Raw genomic sequence first — 25,282 nt, forward strand, 5'->3', positions numbered from 1 at the left:
AATGTGCTCTACATTTAAATGTATAGAAGTTAATTAATAAACGTTTTAATCGCGGTTAGTATTCCTTGCTCGCCTAATCCCATTTCATCGTGCATTTCATTTTGCGTGCCGTGTTTAATAAACTCATCAGGAATACCTAAGTTAAGGATATTAATATCAGCTTTTTGCGTTGCGAGGTATTCGTTAACTGCAGAGCCGGCACCGCCAGCAATCGCGTTATCTTCAAGCGTAACAAAGGTATCGTGGCTAGTAGCAAGCTCATTTAAAAGTGCAGTATCAAGTGGTTTAATAAAACGCATATTAACAAGCGTTGCATCTAATTCATTTGCGGCAAGCTGTGCGTTTTCAAGTAATGTACCGAATGATAAAATGGCAATCTTTCTGCCTTCTTTAACCGTATTTGCTTTGCCTATTTCAAGCAATTGCATAGTGCTTTCAATGTCTGCAGTACCTGCGCTACCTCGAGGGTAACGAACTGCAACAGGGCAGTTTGCTTTATAACCGGTGTATAGCATTTGGCGACACTCGTTAGTATCGCTTGGTGCCATAATGACCATATTTGGAATACAGCGCATAAAGCTTAAATCGTACGCACCTTGGTGAGTTTCACCATCGGCTCCAACAATGCCTGCCCGGTCAATGGCAAATAATACAGGTAAGTTTTGCAGTGCAACATCATGTATTAATTGGTCATATGCACGTTGTAAAAAGCTTGAGTAAATAGCCACAACAGGCTTTAAACCTTCACAGGCAAAACCAGCAGCTAAAGTAACAGCATGCTGCTCTGCAATGGCCACATCAAAATACTGGTCAGGGAATTCTTTAGAAAAACGCACCATACCTGAGCCTTCGCGCATTGCTGGCGTAATCGCCATTAAATTACTGTCTTGCTCTGCCATATCGCATAACCAATCGCCAAATACTTTTGAAAAAGTAGCTGCACTAGGTTTAGATTTAGGTAAGCTAGTTGTGCTTGGGTCAAATTTTGGTACGCCATGATAGCCAATCGGATCGGCTTCAGCTGGTTTATAACCCTTACCTTTTTGCGTTTTTATATGTAAAAGTTGCGGACCTTTTAAATTACGCATATTACGTAATGTATCTACAAGCATGTTTACATCGTGACCATCAATTGGGCCGATGTAATTTAGGCCTAATTCTTCAAAGAAGGTCCCTGGGATCATCATGCCTTTAATATGCTCTTCCATTTTACTGGCAAGTTGCTTTACCGGAGGCACGCCTGAGAGTAACTTTTTACTACCTTCACGAATGTTAGTGTAAAAGCTACCAGATAAAATTCGGGCAAAGTGATTTGTTAAGGCGCCAACATTTTCAGAAATCGACATTTCGTTATCATTTAAAATAATAAGCATGTCTGATTTTACATCACCTAAATGATTCATCGCTTCAAATGCCATGCCTGCGGTTATTGCTCCGTCACCAATAATGGCTACAGATTTTCGACCTTTGCCTTCTTTTTGGGCGGCAATAGACATACCTAAGGCAGCTGAAATAGAGGTGCTTGAATGACCTACGCTAAACGTATCGTATTGGCTTTCATCGCGAAAAGGAAAAGGGTGTAAACCGTCTTTTTGGCGAATAGTGTGCATTTGGTCGCGGCGACCTGTAAGGATTTTATGCGGATAAGCTTGATGACCCACATCCCAAACTAGGCGATCGTCTGGAGTGTTATAAACATAATGTAGCGCAACGGTTAGTTCAACCGTCCCTAAACCAGACGCTAGATGACCGCTACTTTGCGATACTGAGTTGAGTAAATAATCGCGCAGCTCATTGCTAAATGCAGGGAGTTTATCTTGCGCTAAATCACGCAATTGGGCTGGCTCGTCAACCAAATTAAGTAATGGATACTTGCTACTATCAAGTGTCATGGTTTTATATATATCCTTCGCTAACATTAATTAATCCAAAGCTTTTACGAATAATTAATGTTGAGTAATAATGTCAGTGTTAATTGCAATACGTATGAGTAATAATTAGTGGTCACGCTCAATTAGGTAATTTGCCAGCGATGCGAGAAGTGTGGTGTCTGCATCTATATTTGCCAACGCTTCATGGGCTTGTTGTATTAAGTTTTGTGCCTTTTCTTTAGCGCCTAGCATACCTAATAACGCAGGGTATGTCGCTTTATTCGCGGCAATATCGGAGCCTTGTGGTTTACCTAAAGTAAACGTATCGCCTTCAACATCTAAAATGTCGTCGTGTACTTGAAATGCAAGCCCTATAGCATACCCAAAAACGCTTAAGTTTTCTAAGGTTTGTTCATCAACATTTTCGCTGCACAGTGCACCAAGTGTAATTGCGCAATTAATAAGTGCGCCAGTTTTTAGCTTATGTATTCGCTCAAGTTCTTGTACTGTAATGATTTTATCAGTGGCTGCAATATCTAAACCTTGACCTGAAACCATTCCTTCAAGGCCTGATGCGTGGGCGAGTGTCGCTATCATTTTTACCTGTGTTTGAGCAGAGCAGTTAAAACTATGTTTAGCAATTAGTTCAAAAGCTAAAGTTTGAAGAGCATCGCCGGCTAAAATTGCTTGGGCTTCACCATAAACTATATGACAAGTTGGTCGACCACGACGCAGATCGTCGTCATCCATAGCAGGTAAGTCATCATGTACTAGCGAGTAACTGTGTATGCATTCAATAGCTGCTGCTAATATATCTAAATCTTTTTTGTCTGCCCCTAATATTTTGCCTGTTGCGTAGACTAAAAATGGGCGCAGCCTTTTTCCACCATTAAACAAACTGTAATGAGTTGCTTCTTTTATTGCTCTATCACTATCAAGTGCTTGTTCAAAATAAAGGTTTAGTGCTGATGCAACGTCTATTTGAGCACGCTCAATATGTTCTTTAATGCTCACCGCTATTCCATATCATTATCAAAGTTTGTAAGTACTGATTTATCGCCATTACCCATTAAAATAGATACCTTTTGTTCTGCTTGCTTGAGTTTACCAGATGAAGCGTTAGCTAGAGCAATACCGCGTTCAAACTGCTTCAATGACTGCTCAAGCGATAAATCACCTTGTTCCATATCACTAACAATTATTGATAATTCTTCTAGTGCTTGTTCGAAACTTAAGTTTTCAGGTTTTTTAGTCGCCATCTTATTTCAGCTTACTTGATAAATTTAGGAGCCAATTTTAGGGGGAATGCTAAACTAGGTCAAAGAATGATATGTTTTTTTCTTCTATTACGGCTAAATGTTACTTTATGTGGATTAATAAAGCCTTAATTACGGTCATACTGATATCATTTAAATGATTAATCGTTATATTAACATTGTAACTTTGTTTAAAAATAATCCTGAAATTGTTTTTTATGTTTATTTTCATATATGACTCAAGCAATTTAGCATGTTGCCGATAAGCAGTTAATAATAAAAGTTTTACAATAAGGCCTTAGTGCATGAAACCTCTGGAGGTAATGTGGATTTAGCAACCATAATAGGGATCCTTGGCGCAATTGGCTTAATTGTCATGTCCATGTTTATGAGTAGTAGTGGTGAAATGGCCATGTTTTACAATACCCCTTCAGTGGTAATTGTATTTGGTGGCTCTATATTTATAGTTTTATCTAATTACACCATGGGACAATTTTTTGGGATAGGTAAAGTTGCCGCTAAAGCTTTTATGTTTAAAATTGAATCGCCGGAAGAGTTAATTGAAAAAGCGGTTGAACTTGCAGATTCAGCTCGAAAGGGCGGTTTTCTGGCGCTTGAGGAAGCTGAAATACCAAATCAATTTATGCGTAAAGGTGTAGATATGCTAGTTGATGGTCACGATGCTGACGTTGTTAGAGCGACCTTACAAAAAGATATCACTTTAACTTCAACACGACATGAAATGGGCGCAGGCTTATTTAAAGCGATGGCCGATATTGCTCCTGCAATGGGTATGATTGGTACGCTTATTGGTTTAGTTGCTATGTTATCGAATATGGACGATCCAAAATCAATTGGTCCTTCAATGGCTGTTGCACTATTAACTACCTTATACGGTGCCTTTTTAGCAAACGTAGTGGCTATCCCTATTCAAGTTAAATTGGAACTTCGTAAAGACGAAGAGGCGATGAATCAACGTTTGATTTTAGATGCAGTTTTAGGTATCCAAGATGGTCAAAATCCAAAAGTGATTGAAGGTATTTTGAAGAACTACTTAGCTGAATCAAAACGTAAAGTTGATACTGAGGAGTAACCATGTCTGAGCAAGAGTGTAAATGTCCACCTCCTGGTTTACCTGCTTGGATGGGAACCTTTGCCGACTTAATGTCTTTACTGATGTGCTTTTTTGTACTCTTGCTTGCATTTTCTGAAATGGATGTACTTAAATTTAAACAAATAGCAGGCTCGATGAAGTTTGCTTTTGGTGTGCAGAATAAAATTGAAGTAAAAGATATCCCTAAAGGTACCTCTGTTATTGCTATGGAGTTTACCCCAGGCAAACCAGAACCCACTCCAATAGAAACTATTCAACAACAAACAGTAGAAATGACTCAACAAATGTTAGAGTTTCAGGCTGGAGAAGAAAGCTCAGCTGGTGGCAGGCAAGAACAACGCGGGGACAAACGTGGTGGCGAATCTCGGAGCACTTCGCAAGAAAAATCATCAGAGCAGGCTATTTCAGCAGCGGATCAAGAACAAACAAACGAGCTTGTTAAAAAAATCGCGCAGCAGCTTGAAAAGCAAATTATTGATGGTGCAATAGAGCTTGAGTCTTTAGGGCAGCAAATAATTATTCGTATTAGAGAAAACGGTTCCTTTCCTTCAGGTAGTGCATTTTTACAACCTAAGTTTAAACCTATAATTCAAGATATCGGTGTTCTTTTAAAAGATGTGCCAGGAGAGATTACAGTTTCAGGGCATACCGATGATTTTCAGGTATCGAATGAACTGTATGTTAATAATTGGGATTTATCATCTAAACGTGCTGTGGCTGTTGCAAGTGAATTACAAAAAGTACAAGGCTTTGACAAAACTCGGATGATGGTTGTTGGGCGAGCTGAAACAAGACCACTTGTACCAAATGATACAGATGAAGACCGCCGAAGAAATCGTCGTGTCGAGATTTCTATTTTGCAAGGTAAAGCAAAAGAGTCAGCACCTATTGATGTTAGGTAGTACCGCTTGGCAAAGCAGTTTTTTTAACTTAAGATAATAAATCTTAACAAATGTAATGGAGTACCCATGAATAAAAAATATAAGTATAGCGATATGCCAGGAAATGGTAGTGGCGGAGATGATGATAAGACGAAAGAATAACAATGCCTTTATGGGTTGATAAGGTAATTGCACTTCTTGAACTTAGCTGGGTTTTATTTTTAATCCCAGCTATTTTTATTTTCTATTTGCGTAAAGATTTTTTAGCATTACGATTTGTATGTGTTACAGGTGTATTTTTCTTATTTGGTGCACTTATATACGATTCTTTAAGAGAGTTTGATAAAGATATTTATGTATATAGATATCTTGTCTGGGCATTTAATGACGTTGCTTGGATGGCTTTAATTGCTTATCTTGGGATAAAAGACAAGGTTTACTTATGGCAATGTGTGTTAGGTCAGTTGGTTGTTATCACAGCGCCAATTTTACAACTTTTTCGCGTTGTTGATCGCCACCTTTGGGATTTATCTTATAGCACGCTAATGTATAAAACGCTTTTACCTTTAATTAATACGGGCACCATAGTGGTGTGCTATCTTCCGCTGATTTATTTAGTGATAAAAAATAATAAAGTTATAACCAGTAATGGTTATAAAAAAGCCCCTCCTTTAAAATAGCTGTGCTAAACTACTGTTCATATGAACAGTGGTGAGCGAGCTATGAAACTCTACATTGCAGAAAAACCTTCACTTGGACGCGCTATTGCTGATGCGTTACCAAAACCACATAAAAAACACGATGGCTATATAGAAGTTGCTAACGGTGATTGTGTCTCGTGGTGTATTGGGCATTTACTAGAACAAGCAGAGCCTGATGATTATGATGAGCGCTTTAAAAAGTGGCAGTTTGATCACTTACCTATAATACCTGAGCAGTGGAAGTTAAAAGCCAAAACCAAAACTCGCAAACAGCTCACTGTTTTAAAAAAATTAATTAAACAAGCTTCGCAACTTATTCACGCTGGCGATCCAGACCGCGAAGGCCAGCTTCTGGTCGACCAAGTAATAGAAGAAGCTAAAATAAGTCAGGCTAAAAAGCAAAGTACGCAACGTTTACTCATTAGTGATTTAAACTTGTCGGCGGTAAAGAAATCATTGGGCGCAATGCGTTCTAATCGAGATTTTATTCCGTTAAGTGTATCTGCTTTAGCGCGCTCTCGTGCGGATTGGTTATTTGGTATGAATTTAACGCGTGCATATACATTAGCTGGGCAAAAAGCAGGATTTGGTAATGTGCTTTCGGTAGGGCGGGTTCAAACCCCTATTTTAGGTCTTGTTGTTAATAGAGATAACGAAATAGCTAATTTTGTATCTAAGCCTTTTTACGATGTATTGGCGCATTTGTTTACTCCAGATAATCAACCATTCATAGCTAAGTGGGTTCCAAGCAAAGCATGTGAGCCACATCAAGATGAAGAAGGGCGAATACTTAACAAAGCTCTTGCAGAAAATGTTGCTTCACGCATTACAAAGCAAAGTGCTGAGCTTACTTCACTCGACCAAAAACAAAAAAAGCAAAGTGCTCCATTGCCTTATAATTTATCTGCTCTGCAAATAGATGCAGCTAAAGCATTTGGAATGCCAGCTCAAAAAGTATTGGATATTTGCCAAATACTTTACGAACGTCATAAATTAATAACTTACCCACGCTCAGATAATCGTTATTTACCCAAAGATCACCATCAAGAAGCATCTGCTATTTTTAAGGCAATAAGTGCTAATGGGGGGCAAAGCAGTGAATTAGTAAACGGGGCTGATGTAAAAAAGCGTAGTAAATGTTTTAACGATTCAAAAGTAGCAGCCCATCATGCCATTGTGCCTACGGCTAAGCAGTTAAAGTCAGCGAGTTTGAGCGGTGACGAAGCAAAGGTATATCAATTAATAAGCCGTCATTACTTAATTCAGTTTTATCCCGACTATATATATAACGAAACTAAAGCTGAGGTAATTATTGCTGGTGGGCTTTTTAAGGCAAATGCAAAGCAAGATGTAAGCTTGGGTTTTAAGGTGTTAATGGGTAAATCTGAATTAAAAGATGAAGCCTCGCTACCTCCTTTAACAAAAGGTATACCTCTTTTTTGCGATAAAGGCGAAGTAGTCGAAAAGCATACATCACCCCCTACTTATTTTACCGATGCTACATTATTGGCTGCGATGACCGGTATTAGTCGTTATGTTAAAGATCCACAAATTAAAAAAGTATTAAAAGACACCGATGGTTTAGGTACGGAGGCAACACGTGCGGGAATAATCGAGTTGCTATTCAAGCGGCGCTTTTTAAAACGTGAAGGTAAGTCAATTAGAGCGACCGAAACGGGACTTGCTCTAATTAGCGTATTACCACAAGGTTTAGCGAGTCCTGATTTAACCGCAAAGTGGGAGTCGAGCTTAGGTGATATTGCACAGCAGGCAATGAGTTATCAGCAATTTTTACAGCCTTTACTTGCTGACCTAAATGGGTTTGTTCAATTAGCAGCAAGCTGCGATAGCAATGCATTTGCGAAGTTACCAAAAACCTCACCTAAAAAACGTTTTGCTAAACGAGGTGGAAAAGCGACCTTTAAAAAGTCGAGTTATAAAAAAAGCTCTGTTGCTAGTTAGCAACAGAGCCATTTTATTAAACCATATTGCTTAATGTTGAATTGGTATTACTTAACCTAAACTCAGGTTACTTATTAAATAAGGCAACAGCAGCGTTACTCATTGCTTTTATTCCGGTAGGGATAGCAATTTTATAATCTGGTGCAAATTTACTAGAGTGTAGGGAAGGGAGTACCTCACCTGTTTTTATCGAATCTGCATATTGTGCTTGGTTTACGCCTCCTAGCCAAAAAAGGGTAATAGGGATATTTTCATCGGTGCGTCCGTATAGGCCAAAATCTTCACCCGCCATTACAGCTTGTGTTTCAAGTACATTAGTATCGCCAATTGCGCTGGCAATAGAGTTTCTAACAATATCTGTTTGTGCAGGGTTATTATAAGTAGATGGAATAGATTCATCTTCATGTACATATACTACAGGGTAGTTTGATTCATCCAATCCAGCACTTTGTGCTATCCCAGCTGTAATACGTTTGATAGCAGCTATTTGAGCGCTTCTTACATTTGGGTTATAGCTTCTGAGGGTGAGTTGTAGTTTTACTTCATCCGAAATCACATTATGTTTTGAACCGCCATGAATAGACCCCACTGTAATAACAGAAGGCTCAAGCGGTGAAAGCTCTCGGCTTGTGATTGTTTGTAGAGCAAGTACAGTGCGTGCAGCTATAACCACTGGGTCAATAGTTGTATGCGGATAAGCACCATGACCACCTTTACCTTTTATTGTAATATCGACAGAATCTACACTTGCCATAGTGTATTCATTTTTCATTGATACCTTACCAGCGGGGACGCTAGCGCTTACATGTAAAGCAATTATATGATCAGGTTTTGCATATTTACTAAATAGTCCTTCGCTTAACATGGCTTTAGCACCCCCACCAACTTCTTCGGCAGGCTGTGCAACCATCATCAAAGTGCCTTTCCATTGATCTTTGTGTACTATTAATTGCTCAGCAGTACCAATAAAAGAGCTCATGTGAATATCGTGGCCACAACCGTGCATTACACCTACTTTCGCACCATGCTCGTCTATTACTTTAACTTTTGAGGCATAGGACTTTCCTGTCTGCTCTATAATAGGTAAGCCATCGGTGTCAGTGCGGATCATCACGGTTGGACCGTTTCCGTTTTTGTAAATGCCGACAACACCAAAGCCACCTACATTACTTGTTACTTTAAAACCCAGCTGAGTTAATTTATCCGCTATTTTATTACCCGTTTTTTGTTCGTGATAAGAAAGCTCTGGCGATTGGTGTAAATCGAGGTAAAACTTTTCTATAGCTGGCATGGCTTTGCTTAAATTCAAATCGAGTCCATTTGCCTGTACAAATGGACTTGCTAATAAAAGTGCTGCACTTAGGTAAGTTAATTTCATGTTTTCCCTCATTGTTGAATATGTATACCGAGTGATTTAGGTATAAGACTTGTAATTATTATGTTCACCACCATATAAAAACCTAAATAGATGAATATGGCAATCAATTCAATGAGCAACATAGTTAGTATTAATGCGCAAAACCTTCAACAAGTACTCGGTGAAACATCACAGCAAAAATTAGTGTTGCTTAACTTTTTCTCTCCTCAAAGTCCTGACTGCATTGGACAAGCTGCGATTTTAGATAAAGTAGCGGCTGAATATGCAAGCCATATAGTAGTAGCAAACCTAGATTGCGATGCAGAGCAAGCACTCGCTTCTCAACTTGCGCAACAAGTTGGTCTTCAAACACTGCCTACGCTTGTATTATTAAAAGACTCTGCACCAGTAGATTTACTTGCAGGTGTTCAAAGCGAAGTACAAATACGCGAAGCCCTAGCAAAGCATTTACCTGCGCAACAAGACTTACTGTTAGAACAAGCAAAGCAAGCGTTATTAAAGTCAGATTTAAATGCTGCATTTAATTATGCAAAGCAAGCTTATGAAATAGACAGCGGTAATGCACGTATCAAGTTAGTGCTAGCAGACATATGTATTCAAATTCACAAGGTAGATGAAGCGCAAGCGCTTATAAATACAATAGATGCACAAGAGCAAGATGCTTACTTTAATAATATAAAAGCAAAATGCGAAGCCGCGCTTGAAGCAAAAGATTCACCAGAGATTAAAGAAAAGCAACAACAAGTAGAAAAGTATCCAAATGACTTAGAATTAAAAGAAGAGCTCAGTATTTTACTTAATGAAGCAGGCAGAAAAGAAGAAGCATTGGATGTACTGTTTACAGTTCTACAAAAAGATCTGAACTTCAACGAAGCAAAACCAAGCTTTTTAGCCATTATTGCCTCTTTACCTGATGGCGACGCACTCGCAGCTAAGTATCGCCGCAAGTTATATAGTATTTTATACTAGATTCTAATAACTATTACTTTTAAGAAGCACCTACATAAGGTGCTTTTTGCATTTTTAAGGTTTTAATTAATAGCTTTAGTATGGTTTAGCTATGTAAAAACAAGAGTTATCAACAGGGTTTTGTGGGTAACTTGTGTTTATCGTGTGCGCTTGCTTGGGGCTTAATTTTAATTACTATTTTATGCAAATAACGCTTGCGTAAAATCCGCCGCTCCCTATAATGCGACCCCACTGAGACGGGAAACGCCGAAGCATAGCAAGGCACGAACTAATCAGAGAGTTAAATAAAACTTCGGTTTTAAATCTTCCAAAAGAAAGTTTAAAACAAAGTATTGACTCGAAAAATAAAGGGTGTATTATTCGCATCCCTTGAGACGCTAAAGCGACTCAAAACGTTCTTTAACAATATAAAGCAATCATCTGTGTGGGCACTCGTACAGATTGAGTTCTAACAGCCAAGCTTAGTTCGCTAAGTAAGGCAAACAAATTAGAGTCTCAATTGAAAACTGAGTGACCAACAGAAGTAACTTATTTATAAGTTGCTTCGGCACAGTCAATTCAATATCGAAAGATATTAAAAAATTCAGAATTCATTGAGCTGTCGAAAGACATAAAACTTTTTAATTGAAGAGTTTGATCATGGCTCAGATTGAACGCTGGCGGCAGGCCTAACACATGCAAGTCGAGCGGTAACAGAGAGTAGCTTGCTACTTTGCTGACGAGCGGCGGACGGGTGAGTAATGCTTGGGAACATGCCTTGAGGTGGGGGACAACAGTTGGAAACGACTGCTAATACCGCATAATGTCTACGGACCAAAGGGGGCTTCGGCTCTCGCCTTTAGATTGGCCCAAGTGGGATTAGCTAGTTGGTGAGGTAATGGCTCACCAAGGCGACGATCCCTAGCTGGTTTGAGAGGATGATCAGCCACACTGGGACTGAGACACGGCCCAGACTCCTACGGGAGGCAGCAGTGGGGAATATTGCACAATGGGCGCAAGCCTGATGCAGCCATGCCGCGTGTGTGAAGAAGGCCTTCGGGTTGTAAAGCACTTTCAGTCAGGAGGAAAGGTTAACGGTTAATACCCGTTAGCTGTGACGTTACTGACAGAAGAAGCACCGGCTAACTCCGTGCCAGCAGCCGCGGTAATACGGAGGGTGCGAGCGTTAATCGGAATTACTGGGCGTAAAGCGTACGCAGGCGGTTTGTTAAGCGAGATGTGAAAGCCCCGGGCTCAACCTGGGAACTGCATTTCGAACTGGCAAACTAGAGTGTGATAGAGGGTGGTAGAATTTCAGGTGTAGCGGTGAAATGCGTAGAGATCTGAAGGAATACCGATGGCGAAGGCAGCCACCTGGGTCAACACTGACGCTCATGTACGAAAGCGTGGGGAGCAAACGGGATTAGATACCCCGGTAGTCCACGCCGTAAACGATGTCTACTAGAAGCTCGGAGCCTCGGTTCTGTTTTTCAAAGCTAACGCATTAAGTAGACCGCCTGGGGAGTACGGCCGCAAGGTTAAAACTCAAATGAATTGACGGGGGCCCGCACAAGCGGTGGAGCATGTGGTTTAATTCGATGCAACGCGAAGAACCTTACCTACACTTGACATACAGAGAACTTACCAGAGATGGTTTGGTGCCTTCGGGAACTCTGATACAGGTGCTGCATGGCTGTCGTCAGCTCGTGTTGTGAGATGTTGGGTTAAGTCCCGCAACGAGCGCAACCCCTATCCTTAGTTGCTAGCAGGTAATGCTGAGAACTCTAAGGAGACTGCCGGTGATAAACCGGAGGAAGGTGGGGACGACGTCAAGTCATCATGGCCCTTACGTGTAGGGCTACACACGTGCTACAATGGCGCATACAGAGTGCTGCGAACCTGCGAAGGTAAGCGAATCACTTAAAGTGCGTCGTAGTCCGGATTGGAGTCTGCAACTCGACTCCATGAAGTCGGAATCGCTAGTAATCGCGTATCAGAATGACGCGGTGAATACGTTCCCGGGCCTTGTACACACCGCCCGTCACACCATGGGAGTGGGTTGCTCCAGAAGTAGATAGTCTAACCCTCGGGAGGACGTTTACCACGGAGTGATTCATGACTGGGGTGAAGTCGTAACAAGGTAGCCCTAGGGGAACCTGGGGCTGGATCACCTCCTTATACGATTTAGAACTTATTTGTTCGTAGTGTCCACACAGATGATTGTTAATTAGTGCGTGTCCCTTTGGGATAACTAATTAATATGCTCTTTAAAAATTTGGAAAAGCTGATAATAAAATTCTGATGAATACATTGTATTTATCAAGAGTTTTCAAAAGTAAAAAAACAATGGTAGCAGTACCATTGAGTGCCATTTAGTTAACTCCTATGAGTTAATTGATTGGTATCTACTTTAGTATTCAATATTGACTTCTGGCGAAGTTAAACTGTCACAAAACAAAGACCCGTTTGGGTTGTATGGTTAAGTGACTAAGCGTACACGGTGGATGCCTTGGCAGTTGGAGGCGATGAAGGACGTATTAACTTGCGATAAGCTTAGTCAAGCTAGTAAAAAGCGCTTGAGACTAAGATTTCCGAATGGGGAAACCCACCTGCTTGCAGGTATCGTTAACTGAATACATAGGTTAACGAGGCGAACGCGGAGAACTGAAACATCTAAGTACCCGTAGGAAAAGAAATCAACCGAGATTCCGAAAGTAGCGGCGAGCGAAATCGGAACAGCCCTTAAGCTTATTATGTGTTAATGGAAGGCTGCTGGAAAGCGCCACGATACAGGGTGATAGTCCCGTACATGAAAAGACATTTTAAGTGAAATCGAGTAGGTCGGAGCACGTGAAACTTTGACTGAATATAGGTGGACCATCATCTAAGGCTAAATACTCCCAACTGACCGATAGTGAACCAGTACCGTGAGGGAAAGGCGAAAAGAACCCCTGTGAGGGGAGTGAAATAGAACCTGAAACCGTGTACGTACAAGCAGTAGGAGCCCACTTGTTGGGTGACTGCGTACCTTTTGTATAATGGGTCAGCGACTTATATTTTGTAGCGAGGTTAACCGAATAGGGTAGCCGTAGGGAAACCGAGTCTTAACTGGGCGATTAGTTGCAAGGTATAGACCCGAAACCCGGTGATCTAGCCATGGGCAGGTTGAAGGTTGAGTAACATCAACTGGAGGACCGAACCCACTAACGTTGAAAAGTTAGGGGATGACCTGTGGCTAGGAGTGAAAGGCTAATCAAACCGGGAGATAGCTGGTTCTCCCCGAAATCTATTTAGGTAGAGCCTCGGACGAATACTTACGGGGGTAGAGCACTGTTAAGGCTAGGGGGTCATCCCGACTTACCAACCCTTTGCAAACTCCGAATACCGTAAAGTAATATCCGGGAGACACACGGCGGGTGCTAACGTCCGTCGTGAAGAGGGAAACAACCCAGACCGCCAGCTAAGGTCCCAAAGTCATAGTTAAGTGGGAAACGATGTGGAAAGGCCCAGACAGCCAGGAGGTTGGCTTAGAAGCAGCCATCCTTTAAAGAAAGCGTAATAGCTCACTGGTCGAGTCGGTCTGCGCGGAAGATGTAACGGGGCTAAACTATGCACCGAAGCTGCGGATTCAGAATTTATTCTGAGTGGTAGGGGAGCGTTCTGTAAGCCGTTGAAGGTGTACCGGGAGGTATGCTGGAGGTATCAGAAGTGCGAATGCTGACATGAGTAACGATAATGGGAGTGAAAAACTCCCACGCCGGAAGACCAAGGGTTCCTATCCCATGTTAATCAGGGTAGGGTAAGTCGACCCCTAAGGCGAGGCCGAAAGGCGTAGTCGATGGGAAACAGATTAATATTTCTGTACTCGATATAATTGCGATGGGGGGACGGAGCAGGCTAAGCAAGCATAGCGTTGGTAGTCTATGTGAAAGTGAGTAGGGCGTTTGTTTAGGTAAATCCGGACGAACACTAAACCTGAGACACGAGACGAGTCACTACGGTGATGAAGTTGCTGATGCCATACTTCCAGGAAAAGCCTCTAAGCTTCAGATTATATGGAATCGTACCCCAAACCGACACAGGTGGTCAGGTAGAGAATACTAAGGCGCTTGAGAGAACTCGGGTGAAGGAACTAGGCAAAATCGTACCGTAACTTCGGGAGAAGGTACGCTCCTATCTGTGATGAGACTTGCTCTCTAAGCGGACGGGAGCCGCAGTGACCAGGTGGCTGGGACTGTTTATTAAAAACACAGCACTGTGCAAAATCGCAAGATGACGTATACGGTGTGACACCTGCCCGGTGCCGGAAGGTTAATTGATGGGGTTATCCTTAGGGAGAAGCTCTTGATCGAAGCCCCGGTAAACGGCGGCCGTAACTATAACGGTCCTAAGGTAGCGAAATTCCTTGTCGGGTAAGTTCCGACCTGCACGAATGGTGTAACCATGGCCACGCTGTCTCCACCCGAGACTCAGTGAAATTGAAATCGCAGTGAAGATGCTGTGTACCCGCGGCTAGACGGAAAGACCCCGTGAACCTTTACTACAGCTTGGCACTGAACATTGAACCTACATGTGTAGGATAGGTGGGAGACTTTGAAGCAGCGACGCTAGTTGTTGTGGAGTCAACCTTGAAATACCACCCTTGTAGTTTTGATGTTCTAACGTTGGCCCCTGAATCGGGGTTACGGACAGTGCCTGGTGGGTAGTTTGACTGGGGCGGTCTCCTCCTAAAGAGTAACGGAGGAGCACGAAGGTTGGCTAAGTACGGTCGGACATCGTACGGTTAGTGTAATGGTAGAAGCCAGCTTAACTGCGAGACAGACACGTCGAGCAGGTACGAAAGTAGGTCATAGTGATCCGGTGGTTCTGAATGGAAGGGCCATCGCTCAACGGATAAAAGGTACTCCGGGGATAACAGGCTGATACCGCCCAAGAGTTCATATCGACGGCGGTGTTTGGCACCTCGATGTCGGCTCATCACATCCTGGGGCTGAAGTCGGTCCCAAGGGTATGGCTGTTCGCCATTTAAAGTGGTACGCGAGCTGGGTTTAGAACGTCGTGAGACAGTTCGGTCCCTATCTGCCGTGGGCGTTTGAGAATTGAGAGGGGTTGCTCCTAGTACGAGAGGACCGGAGTGAACGAACCGCTGGTGTTCGGGTTGTCATGCCAATGGCATTGCCCGGTAGCTACGTTCGGAACTGATAAGCGCTGAAAGCATCTAAGCGCGAAGCAGGCCTCGAGATGAGTTCTCACTAGACTTTTAAAGTCTCTGAAGGGCCGTTGAAGACTACAACGTTGATAGGCAAGATGTGGAAGTGGTGTGAGCCATTAAGCTAACTTGTACTAATTACCCGTGAGGCTTAACCATACAACGCCAAACGCGTTTTATGTGATAGTGAAGCAAGCGAAGAAGTTAATATGACTAAAGTAGACATTACTTAGAAAGACTTAAAAAATATTATCAGATATTTTCCAAATTCAAGAGGTGACTCTTAGCGCGTAGCGTTAAATTTTAGGCACCTTGCGCAAAGAAAATGGTAGCACTACGTGCTTGTCATTAATTCTTTGCACCATATTTGCTTGGTGACAATAGCGTTTTGGACCCACCTGACTCCATGCCGAACTCAGTAGTGAAACGAAACAGCGCCGATGATAGTGTAGCATTTGCTATGTGAAAGTAGGACATTACCAGGCTTCAAATTCAGTCGAAGGACTTTAACCTTAATAATTAAAATAAGAAAATTGAAAAGAATTTTCTTGGTGACAATAGCGTTTTGGACCCACCTGATTCCATGCCGAACTCAGTAGTGAAACGAAACAGCGCCGATGATAGTGTAGCATTTGCTATGTGAAAGTAGGACATTACCAGGATTTAATTAAGAGAAACCCGTTACAGTAATGTGACGGGTTTTTTGCTTTTTAAAATTAAGAAAAACATCCCCCTTTAAATTCAACAACAAAACTAGTTGCGTCTATTCGCGCGTGCTAAAATCCAATTTTTATGAATGATGATATAGAGGTCTAGTTTGCCTACAGCTGATTATCAAAAGGTGCTTGATGAAATAGCACATGAAGTACGCCCTTTATTATCACAAGGAAAAGTAGCTGATTATATACCGGCCCTAGCAGAGGTCGATCCTGAGCAATTTTCTATTGCTATTTATACAGCTGATGGTGAGACTGTGTGTGCGGGGGATTGCTCCCAACGTTTTACTATTCAATCAGTTTCTAAAGTTATGACACTTACTATGGCACTGCAACGTTATGGTGATGAGCTTTGGCATCGAGTTGGAAAGGAACCTTCAGGGACTGCCTTTAACTCGCTTACACAGCTTGAGTTTGAAAAAGGGATTCCTCGTAACCCTTTCATAAATGCAGGCGCAATTGTAACGTGTGATGCGTTGTACAGCCGCTTATCTGCACCAATGCACTCTATGCTCGAGACCTTTAGGTTGTTAGCTGGTAATAGAGGGATAGTGATTGATAAAAAAGTTGCTAATTCTGAGTATGAATTTAGGCATCGTAATGCTGCTATGGCACATTTAATGAAGTCGTTTGGTAATTTTGAAAATGAAGTTGATGATGTTTTGTGGGCTTACTTTAATTTTTGTTCTATTGAGCTTAACTGTATTGAATTGGCTAAAGCTTATAATTTTTTAGCAAATAAAGGTGTTGATAATAGTTCAGGTCATCGTGTTTTAAGTAGCCGTCAAAACAAGCAGCTAAATTCGCTTTTATTTACGAGTGGTTTATATGATGCTGCGGGGGATTTTGGTTACAGAGTTGGTATGCCTGGTAAGTCAGGGGTATCGGGAACTATTTTAGCCGTGTTACCAAATAAGTTTACTGTGGCTGTTTATTCTCCGGGGCTTAATTCGTTTGGTAATTCGGTTGCAGGAGTTGCGGCGCTGGAACTACTATCTAAAAAGCTCGATATTTCTATTTTTTAGCTAAACGAAAGGGAGCAATAATTGCTCCCACCGTTATCTATTGTTCCCAATAAACTTGTTCTAAGCAGTCTTCGCGTTCTGGTAAACCACGAGATAAACGTGGAGAGTGCTGAACTAATACTTCATAGCTAGCTCGGTTAGCATATTTACTAATTTGCGATAATGATGAGTAAGTAATCGCTTGTTGCTGATGCTTAGCAGAGTTTGCCACGTTAAGTTTATGGTAAACATTCGCTGATAAATCATGTAGCACAGCGGCTAACGCACAATCGCCTGCACCATTGGTGTTTTTGATTGAGTCAGGTCCACCCATAAATGGGGCTGTATGGCTATATGCTCTGATAGGCTCATCGCATTCTGTTTTGCGCATAGCACGTGAAAATTCATATCGGTTAAAATCAGGTATTGCACCTGGTAATAACGGGTATTCGGTTTCGCGCTTTAAATTTTCGTCAACGTAGCCGGCCATAAATAAGCCTTTTTCGCCAGCAGTACAAATGACTAAGTCAACCCAATCAAGTGCTTTATCAGCAGCTAGTAGTGGGTCTTCAAAGCCCGTAATAGCTAACCCTTCTTCTTCGTTCATGGCAAGAATATCAACATGCTTTTCAACAAAGTTTGCCCACCAGGTCGGGTCTTGTTCAATTAAGAATTTAGTTCCGAGTGTAAGAACAACTGGCACACCTGCATCATTAGCGTATTTTACCGCTTGCATAGTCGCTTCAGTCATTGTTTCACTACCTTGCGTACGCATGAGGTAGGCACTGATCACTAATGCTGATGAATTTTCAATAAGGTTTTTATCGATAGATTCAGGACGTAAGTGATTCATTAGGCCCGCACTTATTGCAAAAGTACGCTCACCGGTTTCATCAATTAATGTAAAACAACGACCTATAGGCCCATCTACTGGTTGAAGATAGTTTAAATCTACACGGCTTGAGGTATTACATAAAAAGCGGTAAGCATAGCTACCTATTTTTATATTTTCGCTCATTACGCCTAATAAAACTGAGCGATCATCTGCAAGTACAGAGTAGTTGTGCATAGTGTTACCAATGGTCCCACCGGCAAACTCAAAATCAACCATATCGTTTAATTTTAAACGATCGTATAAGGCGTTTGTTATGTCGCTATCAATAACTTGCGACATACCTCTACGTAGTTGAAATTCGTCAAGGAAAGCTTGATCAACTTTTGCCTCTATATCAACAACGATCTGATCGATACCCGTAATATAACTACGTTGTAATCGCTCTGTTGCGTTAAGTTGATTGGTAAGTGGATCTTTGGCTTCCACTGGAAAATAATGTTTATGCCTGCGGCGTCCAGGAAATTTCATTTGCTACCCGTGTTGTGAGCTAAATAAAAAAAGCGTGAGATTATAGCGTAAATCAGCACGAGTGAGCCATTACAAACGGGTAAATATTGTTTTATTTTTGCAATAAAGTAATGAATGACGCACTTTAGAGTGCTAACTAGGTATAATCACAGCATAAAAAGTTATTTAAGTAGAAAGAATGAACGAGCCATTTGATGATTCCTACTGGATGGAGCAAGCGCTTTTGTATGCAAAGCAGGCAGAGTTGCTTGATGAAATCCCTGTAGGAGCGATTGTAGTAAAAGATAACCAGCTAATTTCAGTAGGGTACAACCGTTCAATAACCGATAACGACCCATCTGCCCATGCCGAAATGATCGCAGTACGAGAAGCAGGAAAAGTGCTTAACAACTATCGTTTAATAGATTGTACACTGTACGTAACATTAGAGCCTTGTTCTATGTGTGCAGGAATGTTGGTGCATAGCAGAATAAAGCGTTTAGTATTTGGTGCAGCCGACGAAAAAACAGGGTCTGCTGGTTCAATTATGAACTTATTACAAGAACCGAGGTTAAACCATCAAGTTGAAGTGTGTGGTGGTGTTTTAGCACAGCAGTGTGGCAATACTATTTCAGATTTTTTTAAACGTAGAAGAGCACAAATTAAAGCAGCTAAAAAAGCTGCTCGTGATGCGACTAATCTTTAATTAGTCGCAGGGGATATTTCTGACTCTACCATTTGCTGCATAGCAAACATTCGGCGACGCCAGATAATCTTTTTGTGCAGTTTGCGCAACATAACACGACGACGTGTGGCCGTTGAATAAATTACATTACGTTTTAATCTTTGTGTGCGTCTACGTTTTAGCATGTTTTCTCCTAATGCAAGAGTGAGAAAGGCACGAGGTATATCTTATAAATTAATGATATACAATTAACACACATTAGTGATCATTTGATGACAAGTAAACAGATATTTAATTTACTTAAATTTCGCTTATAGATATGGTCAAAAATAAACACCTAAATTAATCTTAGTTATTTTTTTCACTTGACAGCTCGGGCTCAATTATAGGTAGTTGCTTTTGTATTTGAGCTTCACTTGCCTCAATTTTTATCTCACTTGTTACGTTTAGCTTTGGCTCGATTACAGTGCTTAGCTCTACGATTGATTCAGGTTTTTCTGTAATAGCATTATTTTCATCTAGCCAAACAAGTGCATCGTAATAGCGACGAATATTATCAACATATTTAACCGCTACATCGCCACGCGCATAACCATAGCGGGTTTTACGGTAATAGCGCTTTTTAATTAACAGTGGTAAGCGTTTTTTTACATCAGCCCATTTATCAGGGCTTGCGCCTTGCTGTTCGGTAATTATACGTGCGTCATTAACGTGTCCCCAACCTACATTGTAGGCCGCTAATGCAAGCCATGTTCTATCGGGTTGCGGGATTCTGTCGGGAATACGCTTAATAAGCTTACTTAGATACTTACCGCCACCGCGAATGTTTTGCTCTGGCTCTAATCGGTTAGTAACACCCACTTGTTTTGCTGTACTGCGGGTTAACATCATAATACCGCGAACGCCTGTTGGCGATTTAGCGCGAGGATTCCACATAGATTCTTGATAACTAAGCGCTGCTAGTAAACGCCAATCAAGACTACCTGCATATTGTTCAAACCACGGTTGGTATGTTGGTAGAGTTTCTTTTATCGCTTCTATATAAGCTAGGGTATTTACATAGTTAAATTGGCGTACATGCCCAAAGTATTTTTCTTCAAGTACGTAAAGTTGATTACTTTGTTTTATATCACCAAAAAAAGGTACAAGTAGAGCATATAAAGAGTCGTCTTTAGATTTGTTGAGTATCCATGCGATTGGGTCGTTATGGGTAACTGAAAAGCCAATACTTAAATTAGGGTGATACCGACGAAACAGCGACAAGGTATGTGTATCGGCAAGGGTGTAATCTATCTCACCGTCAATAACTGCTTGAAGTAACTCTTCTTCGTCAAACTCTTCGCTTTCGGTCCAAGTGAGTTCAGGATTGTTTTTTTCATTTTTTGTAAAGTAAGCGAATGGCTACTTTTAGCTATAACGGTAAAGTTACCATCTAAATCATCAAAATCACGTGGGCGAACGCGCCCTTGTTTATAAACTAGCTTTTGGCTAATTGTGCGATAAGTTGGGCCATAGCGATATTGCTCTGCACGGGTTTTATTGTAGGTAAGTCCTGAGGCAATTAAGTCTAAATCCCCCTTTTCAAGGCGTTCAAACATGTCAGATAAGTTAAAGAAAGGGACTATTTCAAGCTCTACACCTAAATAATCAGCAAAGGCTTGAGATAACTCATATTCAAAACCTTGCTCTCCTTGTACTGCTTGATAATAATTACTGGCACTCGCAAGCGTACCCACACGTATTTTGTTTTGCTCTTTTATTTGGGCGAGTTGAGTTGGCTGTTCTTGCATATCACATGCGCATAACAGCATAACTAAAGTAATGATTATTATTAGTTTTTCTTTGAACATTGAGTGCCCCTTAAACTCGCCAGCCACCGTTATAGCAAAACTAAGCCATCACGTCACTTTACCTTTTATTTTATTAACTAAAAGAGGCTATAAATAAAGCTAAAAAGTTAATTTTATGAAAAGCGTAATTTTGAGTTAAATCTGAATGCTAATTGGACTATAATGCGTGCCTAAAATATCGTTCAATCCCTAACCCCGGATGAAATTACCTATGTTGATCCTTCGTGGTGCACCAGCACTTTCAGAGTTCAGAGTTAATAAAATTTTAGCGCGTTGCCAACAATCGCAACTTCCAGTCACTAACGTATACGCCGAGTATGCTCACTTTGCCGATTTAACATCGCCGTTGAGTAGCTCTGAGCAAACCAAGCTTGAAAAACTATTAACTTACGGTCCAACTATTGCAGAGCATACCCCAGCTGGCAAACTTGTACTTGTTACACCTCGCCCAGGTACCATTTCACCTTGGGCATCTAAAGCTACCGACATCGCCCACAACTGTGGTTTAAAGCAGGTTCACCGTGTTGAACGCGGTATTGCTTATTATGTTGAAGGTGATTTAAACGCAGAACAACTTGCACAAGTAACTGCGTTATTGCACGACCGCATGACTGAAGCCACACACAATGAACTTGAAGATGCGGCTCAGCTGTTTCGCAGTGATGCCCCACGCCAAATGTCGTCTGTCGATATTTTAGGTGGTGGACGTGAAGCACTAGCAACAGCCAATGTTGAGCAAGGCTTTGCGCTTGCTGATGATGAAATAGACTACTTAGTAGAAAATTTTACAAAGTTAGGACGTAACCCTAATGACATCGAATTGTTTATGTTTGCACAAGCGAACTCAGAGCATTGTCGCCATAAAATATTTAATGCTGACTGGACAATCGATGGTAAAGAGCAGCCAAAATCGCTGTTTAAAATGATTAAAAATACGTTTGAGCTAAATCCTGAAAATGTATTGTCGGCGTATAAAGATAACGCGGCAGTAATGAAAGGCTCAAAAGCGGGTCGCTTCTTCCCCAATGCGCAAGGTGAATATGCGTATCATCAAGAAGACATTGAAATACTAATGAAGGTTGAAACTCATAACCACCCAACCGCTATTGCGCCATTCTCAGGTGCTGCTACAGGTTCTGGTGGTGAGATTCGCGATGAAGGCGCAACGGGTCGTGGCTCTAAGCCAAAAGCAGGCTTAGTTGGCTTTACTGTATCAAATTTACGTATTCCAGGTTACGAGCAACCGTGGGAAAGCGATTTTGGTAAGCCGGGTCGTATTGTAAACGCACTTGATATAATGACAGAAGGTCCACTAGGTGGCGCTGCATTTAATAATGAGTTTGGTCGTCCTAACTTGTTAGGCTACTTCCGTACTTACGAAGAAAAAGTAACAAGCCATAACGGTGAAGAAGTACGTGGTTACCATAAACCAATTATGCTTGCCGGTGGTTTAGGTAATATTCGCTCTGATCATGTTCAAAAAGGTGATATTCCTGTTGGCGCTAAGTTAATTGCGCTAGGCGGACCTGCAATGAACATTGGTTTAGGCGGTGGTGCTGCATCAAGCATGGCCTCTGGTCAATCAAACGAAAATTTAGACTTTGCTTCAGTACAGCGCGAAAACCCAGAAATGGAACGTCGTTGCCAAGAAGTTATCGATAAATGTTGGCAGCTAGGTGACGAAAACCCAATTGCATTCATCCACGATGTAGGTGCCGGTGGTTTATCTAATGCGTTTCCTGAGCTTGTTAATGATGGCGGACGTGGCGGTAAATTCCAATTACGCAGCATCCCTAACGATGAGCCAGGCATGGCACCACACGAAATTTGGTGTAATGAATCACAAGAGCGTTATGTACTCGCTGTTGGCGTAGAGGACTTTGACCGCTTTGAAGCAATTTGTAAGCGTGAACGTGCCCAGTACGCTGTTATTGGTGAAGCAACCGCTGAACCTCACTTAACGGTGTCAGACAGCCATTTTGAAAATAACCCTGTTGATTTGCCGCTGGACGTATTATTAGGTAAAGCACCTAAAATGCACCGCGATGTAACGTCAAAGCAAGTTGTTGGCAAAGCGCTTGATATCACATCAATAAATGCAGCAGATGCAGCGCAGCGCTTAATGCGTTTACCTACCATTGCAGAAAAAACATTCTTAATAACAATCGGCGATCGTTCAGTTACGGGTTTAGTAGCGCGCGATCAAATGGTCGGTCCTTGGCAAGTACCTGTTGCTAACTGTGCAGTAACTGCGGCAACGTATGATACTTACCACGGTGAAGCTATGTCACTCGGTGAGCGTACTCCTGCAGCATTACTTAATTACGGTGCATCTGCTCGTTTAGCTGTGGCGGAGTCGTTAACTAATATTGCCTGTGCAAACATCGGTAGCCTTGAAAACATTAAGTTATCGGCAAACTGGATGGCAGCAGCGGGTCACCCGGGTGAAGATGCAGGTTTATATGAAGCTGTTAAAGCCGTAGGCGAAGAGCTTTGCCCTGCGCTTGGTTTAACGATTCCAGTAGGTAAAGATTCTATGTCGATGAAAACGACATGGAAAGATGAAGGTGACTCACAAGAGAAGTCAGTAACATCGCCGCTTTCACTGGTTATAACTGCGTTTGGTCGTGTTGACGACGTACGTAAAACAGTAACACCACAACTGCGCACAGATAAAGGCGATACATCGCTTATATTAATTGATTTAGGTGCGGGTAAAACCGCATGGGCGCATCAAGCCTTGCGCAAGTTTATAAGCAATTGGGTGATGTAACCCCTGATGTTGATAGCCCAGAGTTATTAAAAGGCTTTTATAACGCAATGCAAGCGCTTGTGGCTGATAGTAAGTTACTTGCTTATCATGACCGCTCAGACGGTGGTTTATTTACCACGGTTGCTGAAATGGCGTTTACGGGTCATACCGGTGTAACGGTTGATTTAGCAGCTTTAACAGGTTCAGACATTGAAGCGCTTTATAACGAAGAGCTAGGTGCAGTAATTCAAGTTGCAAATGCTGATTTAGATGCAGTGAATGCGGTGTTTGAACAACATGGTATAGCAGCAATTAGCCACAACATTGGCACGCTTAACAGTGACGATACGATTATATTTAACCGTGGCGAAAATACGGTACTTAATCATACGCGTACTGAGCTTCGTACTATTTGGGCTGAAACAACGTATCAAATGCAAGCACGCCGTGACAACCCTGAGTGTGCTAAGCAGGAGTTTGATGCTAAGTTTGATGCAAAAGATCCAGGCTTAAACGTAAAACTTAACTTTGATTTAAATGAAGATATAGCTGCACCATACATTGCAACCGGTGCTAAACCGCAAATGGCTATTTTACGTGAGCAGGGTGTTAACTCTCATTTAGAAATGGCGGCAGCGTTTAATCGCGCAGGTTTTGCAGCCGTTGATGTGCACATGAGCGACATTTTAGAAGGTCGTTTAACACTAGAGCAATTTAAAGGTTTAGTGGCCTGTGGTGGTTTCTCATACGGTGACGTACTTGGTGCGGGTGAAGGTTGGGCTAAGTCTATTTTGTTTAACGACATGGCACGCGATCAGTTCCAAAACTTCTTCCACCGTGAAGATACTTTCAGCTTAGGTGTATGTAACGGTTGCCAAATGTTATCAACGTTAAAAGAGTTGATCCCTGGTACTGAACATTGGCCGCGCTTTGTAACTAATAAATCAGAGCGTTTTGAAGCACGCTTTAGTTTAGTAGAAATACAAGAGAATCCGTCTGTGTTCTTTAACGGAATGGCTGGCTCGCGTATGCCTATAGCGGTTTCTCATGGTGAAGGTCATGCTGAGTTTGCAAACGATGCAGCCACCAAAGCGGCGCTTGATAGCGGCACTGTAGCGGTTAAGTTTGTAGATAACTACGGTAACCCTACAACGCAGTACCCAGCTAACCCTAATGGTTCTCCAGAAGGTATTACCGGTATTACGTCAACAGATGGTCGCGCCACTGTAATGATGCCGCATCCAGAACGTGTATTCAGAAGCGTTGCCAACTCTTGGCACCCAGATGAGTGGCTCGAGGATAGCCCGTGGATGCGTATGTTCCGTAACGCACGTAAAAACGTAGGTTAATTATATTTACGTTTATACAAGTTAGATTCATAATCTTACTGTAAAATTAAAAAGGCTGCATTGTGCAGCCTTTTTTGATTATACCAATCTGCTTATATATGGGGTCTATTTAACGTTAAGAAAATTACGCTAGAACTAGGCAAAAGTTTTTATATCTAGTTGTTCTAAATAAAAAACTTTTAACGACGTTATAGTGCAATTTAATTCGTTAAATTGATCAAAGATTTATGCAGGTTGGTATTAGTATAACTAAAAGCACAAAGC

The 25,282-nt window shown here is 41.7% G+C and carries 13 protein-coding genes, 4 rRNA genes and 2 pseudogenes; 12 read left to right on the plus strand and 7 right to left on the minus strand.

Annotated elements, in window-relative coordinates:
- Window positions 1–29: 29 nt before the first annotated feature.
- The 3 genes from dxs to P4S65_RS07980 form a co-directional block, all read right to left on the minus strand.
- A complete protein-coding gene (dxs, locus tag P4S65_RS07970) occupies window positions 30–1,892 on the minus strand; it encodes a 1-deoxy-D-xylulose-5-phosphate synthase (protein WP_096792563.1) in 1,863 nt (620 codons plus the stop codon).
- Between the two features lie 105 nt (window positions 1,893–1,997).
- Window positions 1,998–2,885, minus strand: a complete 888-nt coding sequence (ispA, locus tag P4S65_RS07975; RefSeq protein WP_096792564.1) for a (2E,6E)-farnesyl diphosphate synthase — start codon at window positions 2,883–2,885, stop codon at window positions 1,998–2,000.
- Between the two features lie 2 nt (window positions 2,886–2,887).
- The gene (locus tag P4S65_RS07980; protein ID WP_008137959.1) at window positions 2,888–3,130 is read right to left on the minus strand and encodes an exodeoxyribonuclease VII small subunit; all 243 of its coding nucleotides are present in this window, start codon (window positions 3,128–3,130) and stop codon (window positions 2,888–2,890) included.
- Between the two features lie 322 nt (window positions 3,131–3,452).
- Here P4S65_RS07980 and pomA point away from each other — a divergent pair, with 322 nt between their 5' ends.
- The 4 genes from pomA to P4S65_RS08000 all read left to right on the plus strand — a co-directional run bounded on the left by pomA (window position 3,453) and on the right by P4S65_RS08000 (window position 7,785).
- Window positions 3,453–4,220: a flagellar motor protein PomA gene (pomA, locus tag P4S65_RS07985; protein ID WP_007377461.1), complete on the plus strand. Its 768-nt coding sequence runs from the start codon at window positions 3,453–3,455 to the stop codon at window positions 4,218–4,220.
- 2 nt (window positions 4,221–4,222) lie between these two features.
- Window positions 4,223–5,143 (plus strand): flagellar motor protein MotB, encoded by a 921-nt coding sequence (locus tag P4S65_RS07990; RefSeq protein ID WP_096792565.1) that lies wholly within the window; start codon window positions 4,223–4,225, stop codon window positions 5,141–5,143.
- A 143-nt stretch (window positions 5,144–5,286) separates the two neighbouring features.
- Window positions 5,287–5,802, plus strand: a complete 516-nt coding sequence (locus P4S65_RS07995) for a hypothetical protein (protein WP_337119913.1) — start codon at window positions 5,287–5,289, stop codon at window positions 5,800–5,802.
- A gap of 42 nt (window positions 5,803–5,844) precedes the next feature.
- Window positions 5,845–7,785: a DNA topoisomerase III gene (locus tag P4S65_RS08000; RefSeq protein WP_337119914.1), complete on the plus strand. Its 1,941-nt coding sequence runs from the start codon at window positions 5,845–5,847 to the stop codon at window positions 7,783–7,785.
- Window positions 7,786–7,852: 67 nt separating this feature from the next.
- Here P4S65_RS08000 and P4S65_RS08005 read toward each other — a convergent pair whose 3' ends face one another.
- Window positions 7,853–9,163 (minus strand): M20 metallopeptidase family protein, encoded by a 1,311-nt coding sequence (locus P4S65_RS08005; protein WP_337119915.1) that lies wholly within the window; start codon window positions 9,161–9,163, stop codon window positions 7,853–7,855.
- 111 nt (window positions 9,164–9,274) lie between these two features.
- On the opposite strand from P4S65_RS08005, the gene P4S65_RS08010 reads away from it, so the two are divergent.
- The 6 genes from P4S65_RS08010 (at window position 9,275) to glsB (ending at window position 17,061) form a co-directional block, all read left to right on the plus strand.
- Window positions 9,275–10,132 (plus strand): tetratricopeptide repeat protein, encoded by an 858-nt coding sequence (locus P4S65_RS08010; RefSeq protein WP_337119916.1) that lies wholly within the window; start codon window positions 9,275–9,277, stop codon window positions 10,130–10,132.
- A 621-nt stretch (window positions 10,133–10,753) separates the two neighbouring features.
- A 16S ribosomal RNA gene (locus tag P4S65_RS08015) occupies window positions 10,754–12,289 on the plus strand.
- 299 nt (window positions 12,290–12,588) lie between these two features.
- Window positions 12,589–15,479, plus strand: a 23S ribosomal RNA gene (locus tag P4S65_RS08020).
- Between the two features lie 211 nt (window positions 15,480–15,690).
- Window positions 15,691–15,805 (plus strand): 5S ribosomal RNA (gene rrf, locus P4S65_RS08025).
- A gap of 62 nt (window positions 15,806–15,867) precedes the next feature.
- Window positions 15,868–15,982: ribosomal RNA gene (gene rrf, locus P4S65_RS08030) — 5S ribosomal RNA — on the plus strand.
- Together the 16S, 23S and 5S rRNA genes form the textbook arrangement of a ribosomal RNA operon.
- A gap of 155 nt (window positions 15,983–16,137) precedes the next feature.
- Window positions 16,138–17,061 carry a glutaminase B gene (gene glsB, locus P4S65_RS08035; protein ID WP_096792570.1) on the plus strand — a complete coding sequence of 308 codons (924 nt, stop codon included), beginning with the start codon at window positions 16,138–16,140 and terminating at the stop codon, window positions 17,059–17,061.
- Window positions 17,062–17,098: 37 nt separating this feature from the next.
- Here the strand turns inward: glsB and P4S65_RS08040 are convergent, their stop codons facing one another.
- Window positions 17,099–18,403 (minus strand): inosine/guanosine kinase, encoded by a 1,305-nt coding sequence (locus tag P4S65_RS08040; protein ID WP_337119918.1) that lies wholly within the window; start codon window positions 18,401–18,403, stop codon window positions 17,099–17,101.
- Window positions 18,404–18,581: 178 nt separating this feature from the next.
- On the opposite strand from P4S65_RS08040, the gene tadA reads away from it, so the two are divergent.
- Entirely contained in the window at window positions 18,582–19,088 is a 507-nt protein-coding gene (gene tadA / locus P4S65_RS08045; RefSeq protein WP_007378794.1) for a tRNA adenosine(34) deaminase TadA, read from the plus strand.
- Here tadA and P4S65_RS08050 read toward each other — a convergent pair.
- Both P4S65_RS08050 and mltF read right to left on the minus strand, forming a co-directional pair.
- Window positions 19,085–19,252, minus strand: coding sequence for a hypothetical protein (locus tag P4S65_RS08050; RefSeq protein WP_007378795.1), 168 nt, complete (start codon window positions 19,250–19,252; stop codon window positions 19,085–19,087). The genes tadA and P4S65_RS08050 overlap by 4 nt on opposite strands.
- 163 nt (window positions 19,253–19,415) lie before the next feature.
- Window positions 19,416–20,917 (minus strand): annotated as a pseudogene (mltF, locus tag P4S65_RS08055) (membrane-bound lytic murein transglycosylase MltF).
- Between the two features lie 211 nt (window positions 20,918–21,128).
- Here mltF and purL point away from each other — a divergent pair.
- A pseudogene (gene purL / locus P4S65_RS08060) lies at window positions 21,129–25,018 on the plus strand (phosphoribosylformylglycinamidine synthase).
- Window positions 25,019–25,282: the final 264 nt, after the last annotated feature.

The sequence above is a fragment of the Pseudoalteromonas sp. B131b genome (genome assembly GCF_037162545.1).
Taxonomy (GTDB): Bacteria; Pseudomonadota; Gammaproteobacteria; order Enterobacterales; family Alteromonadaceae; genus Pseudoalteromonas; species Pseudoalteromonas fuliginea.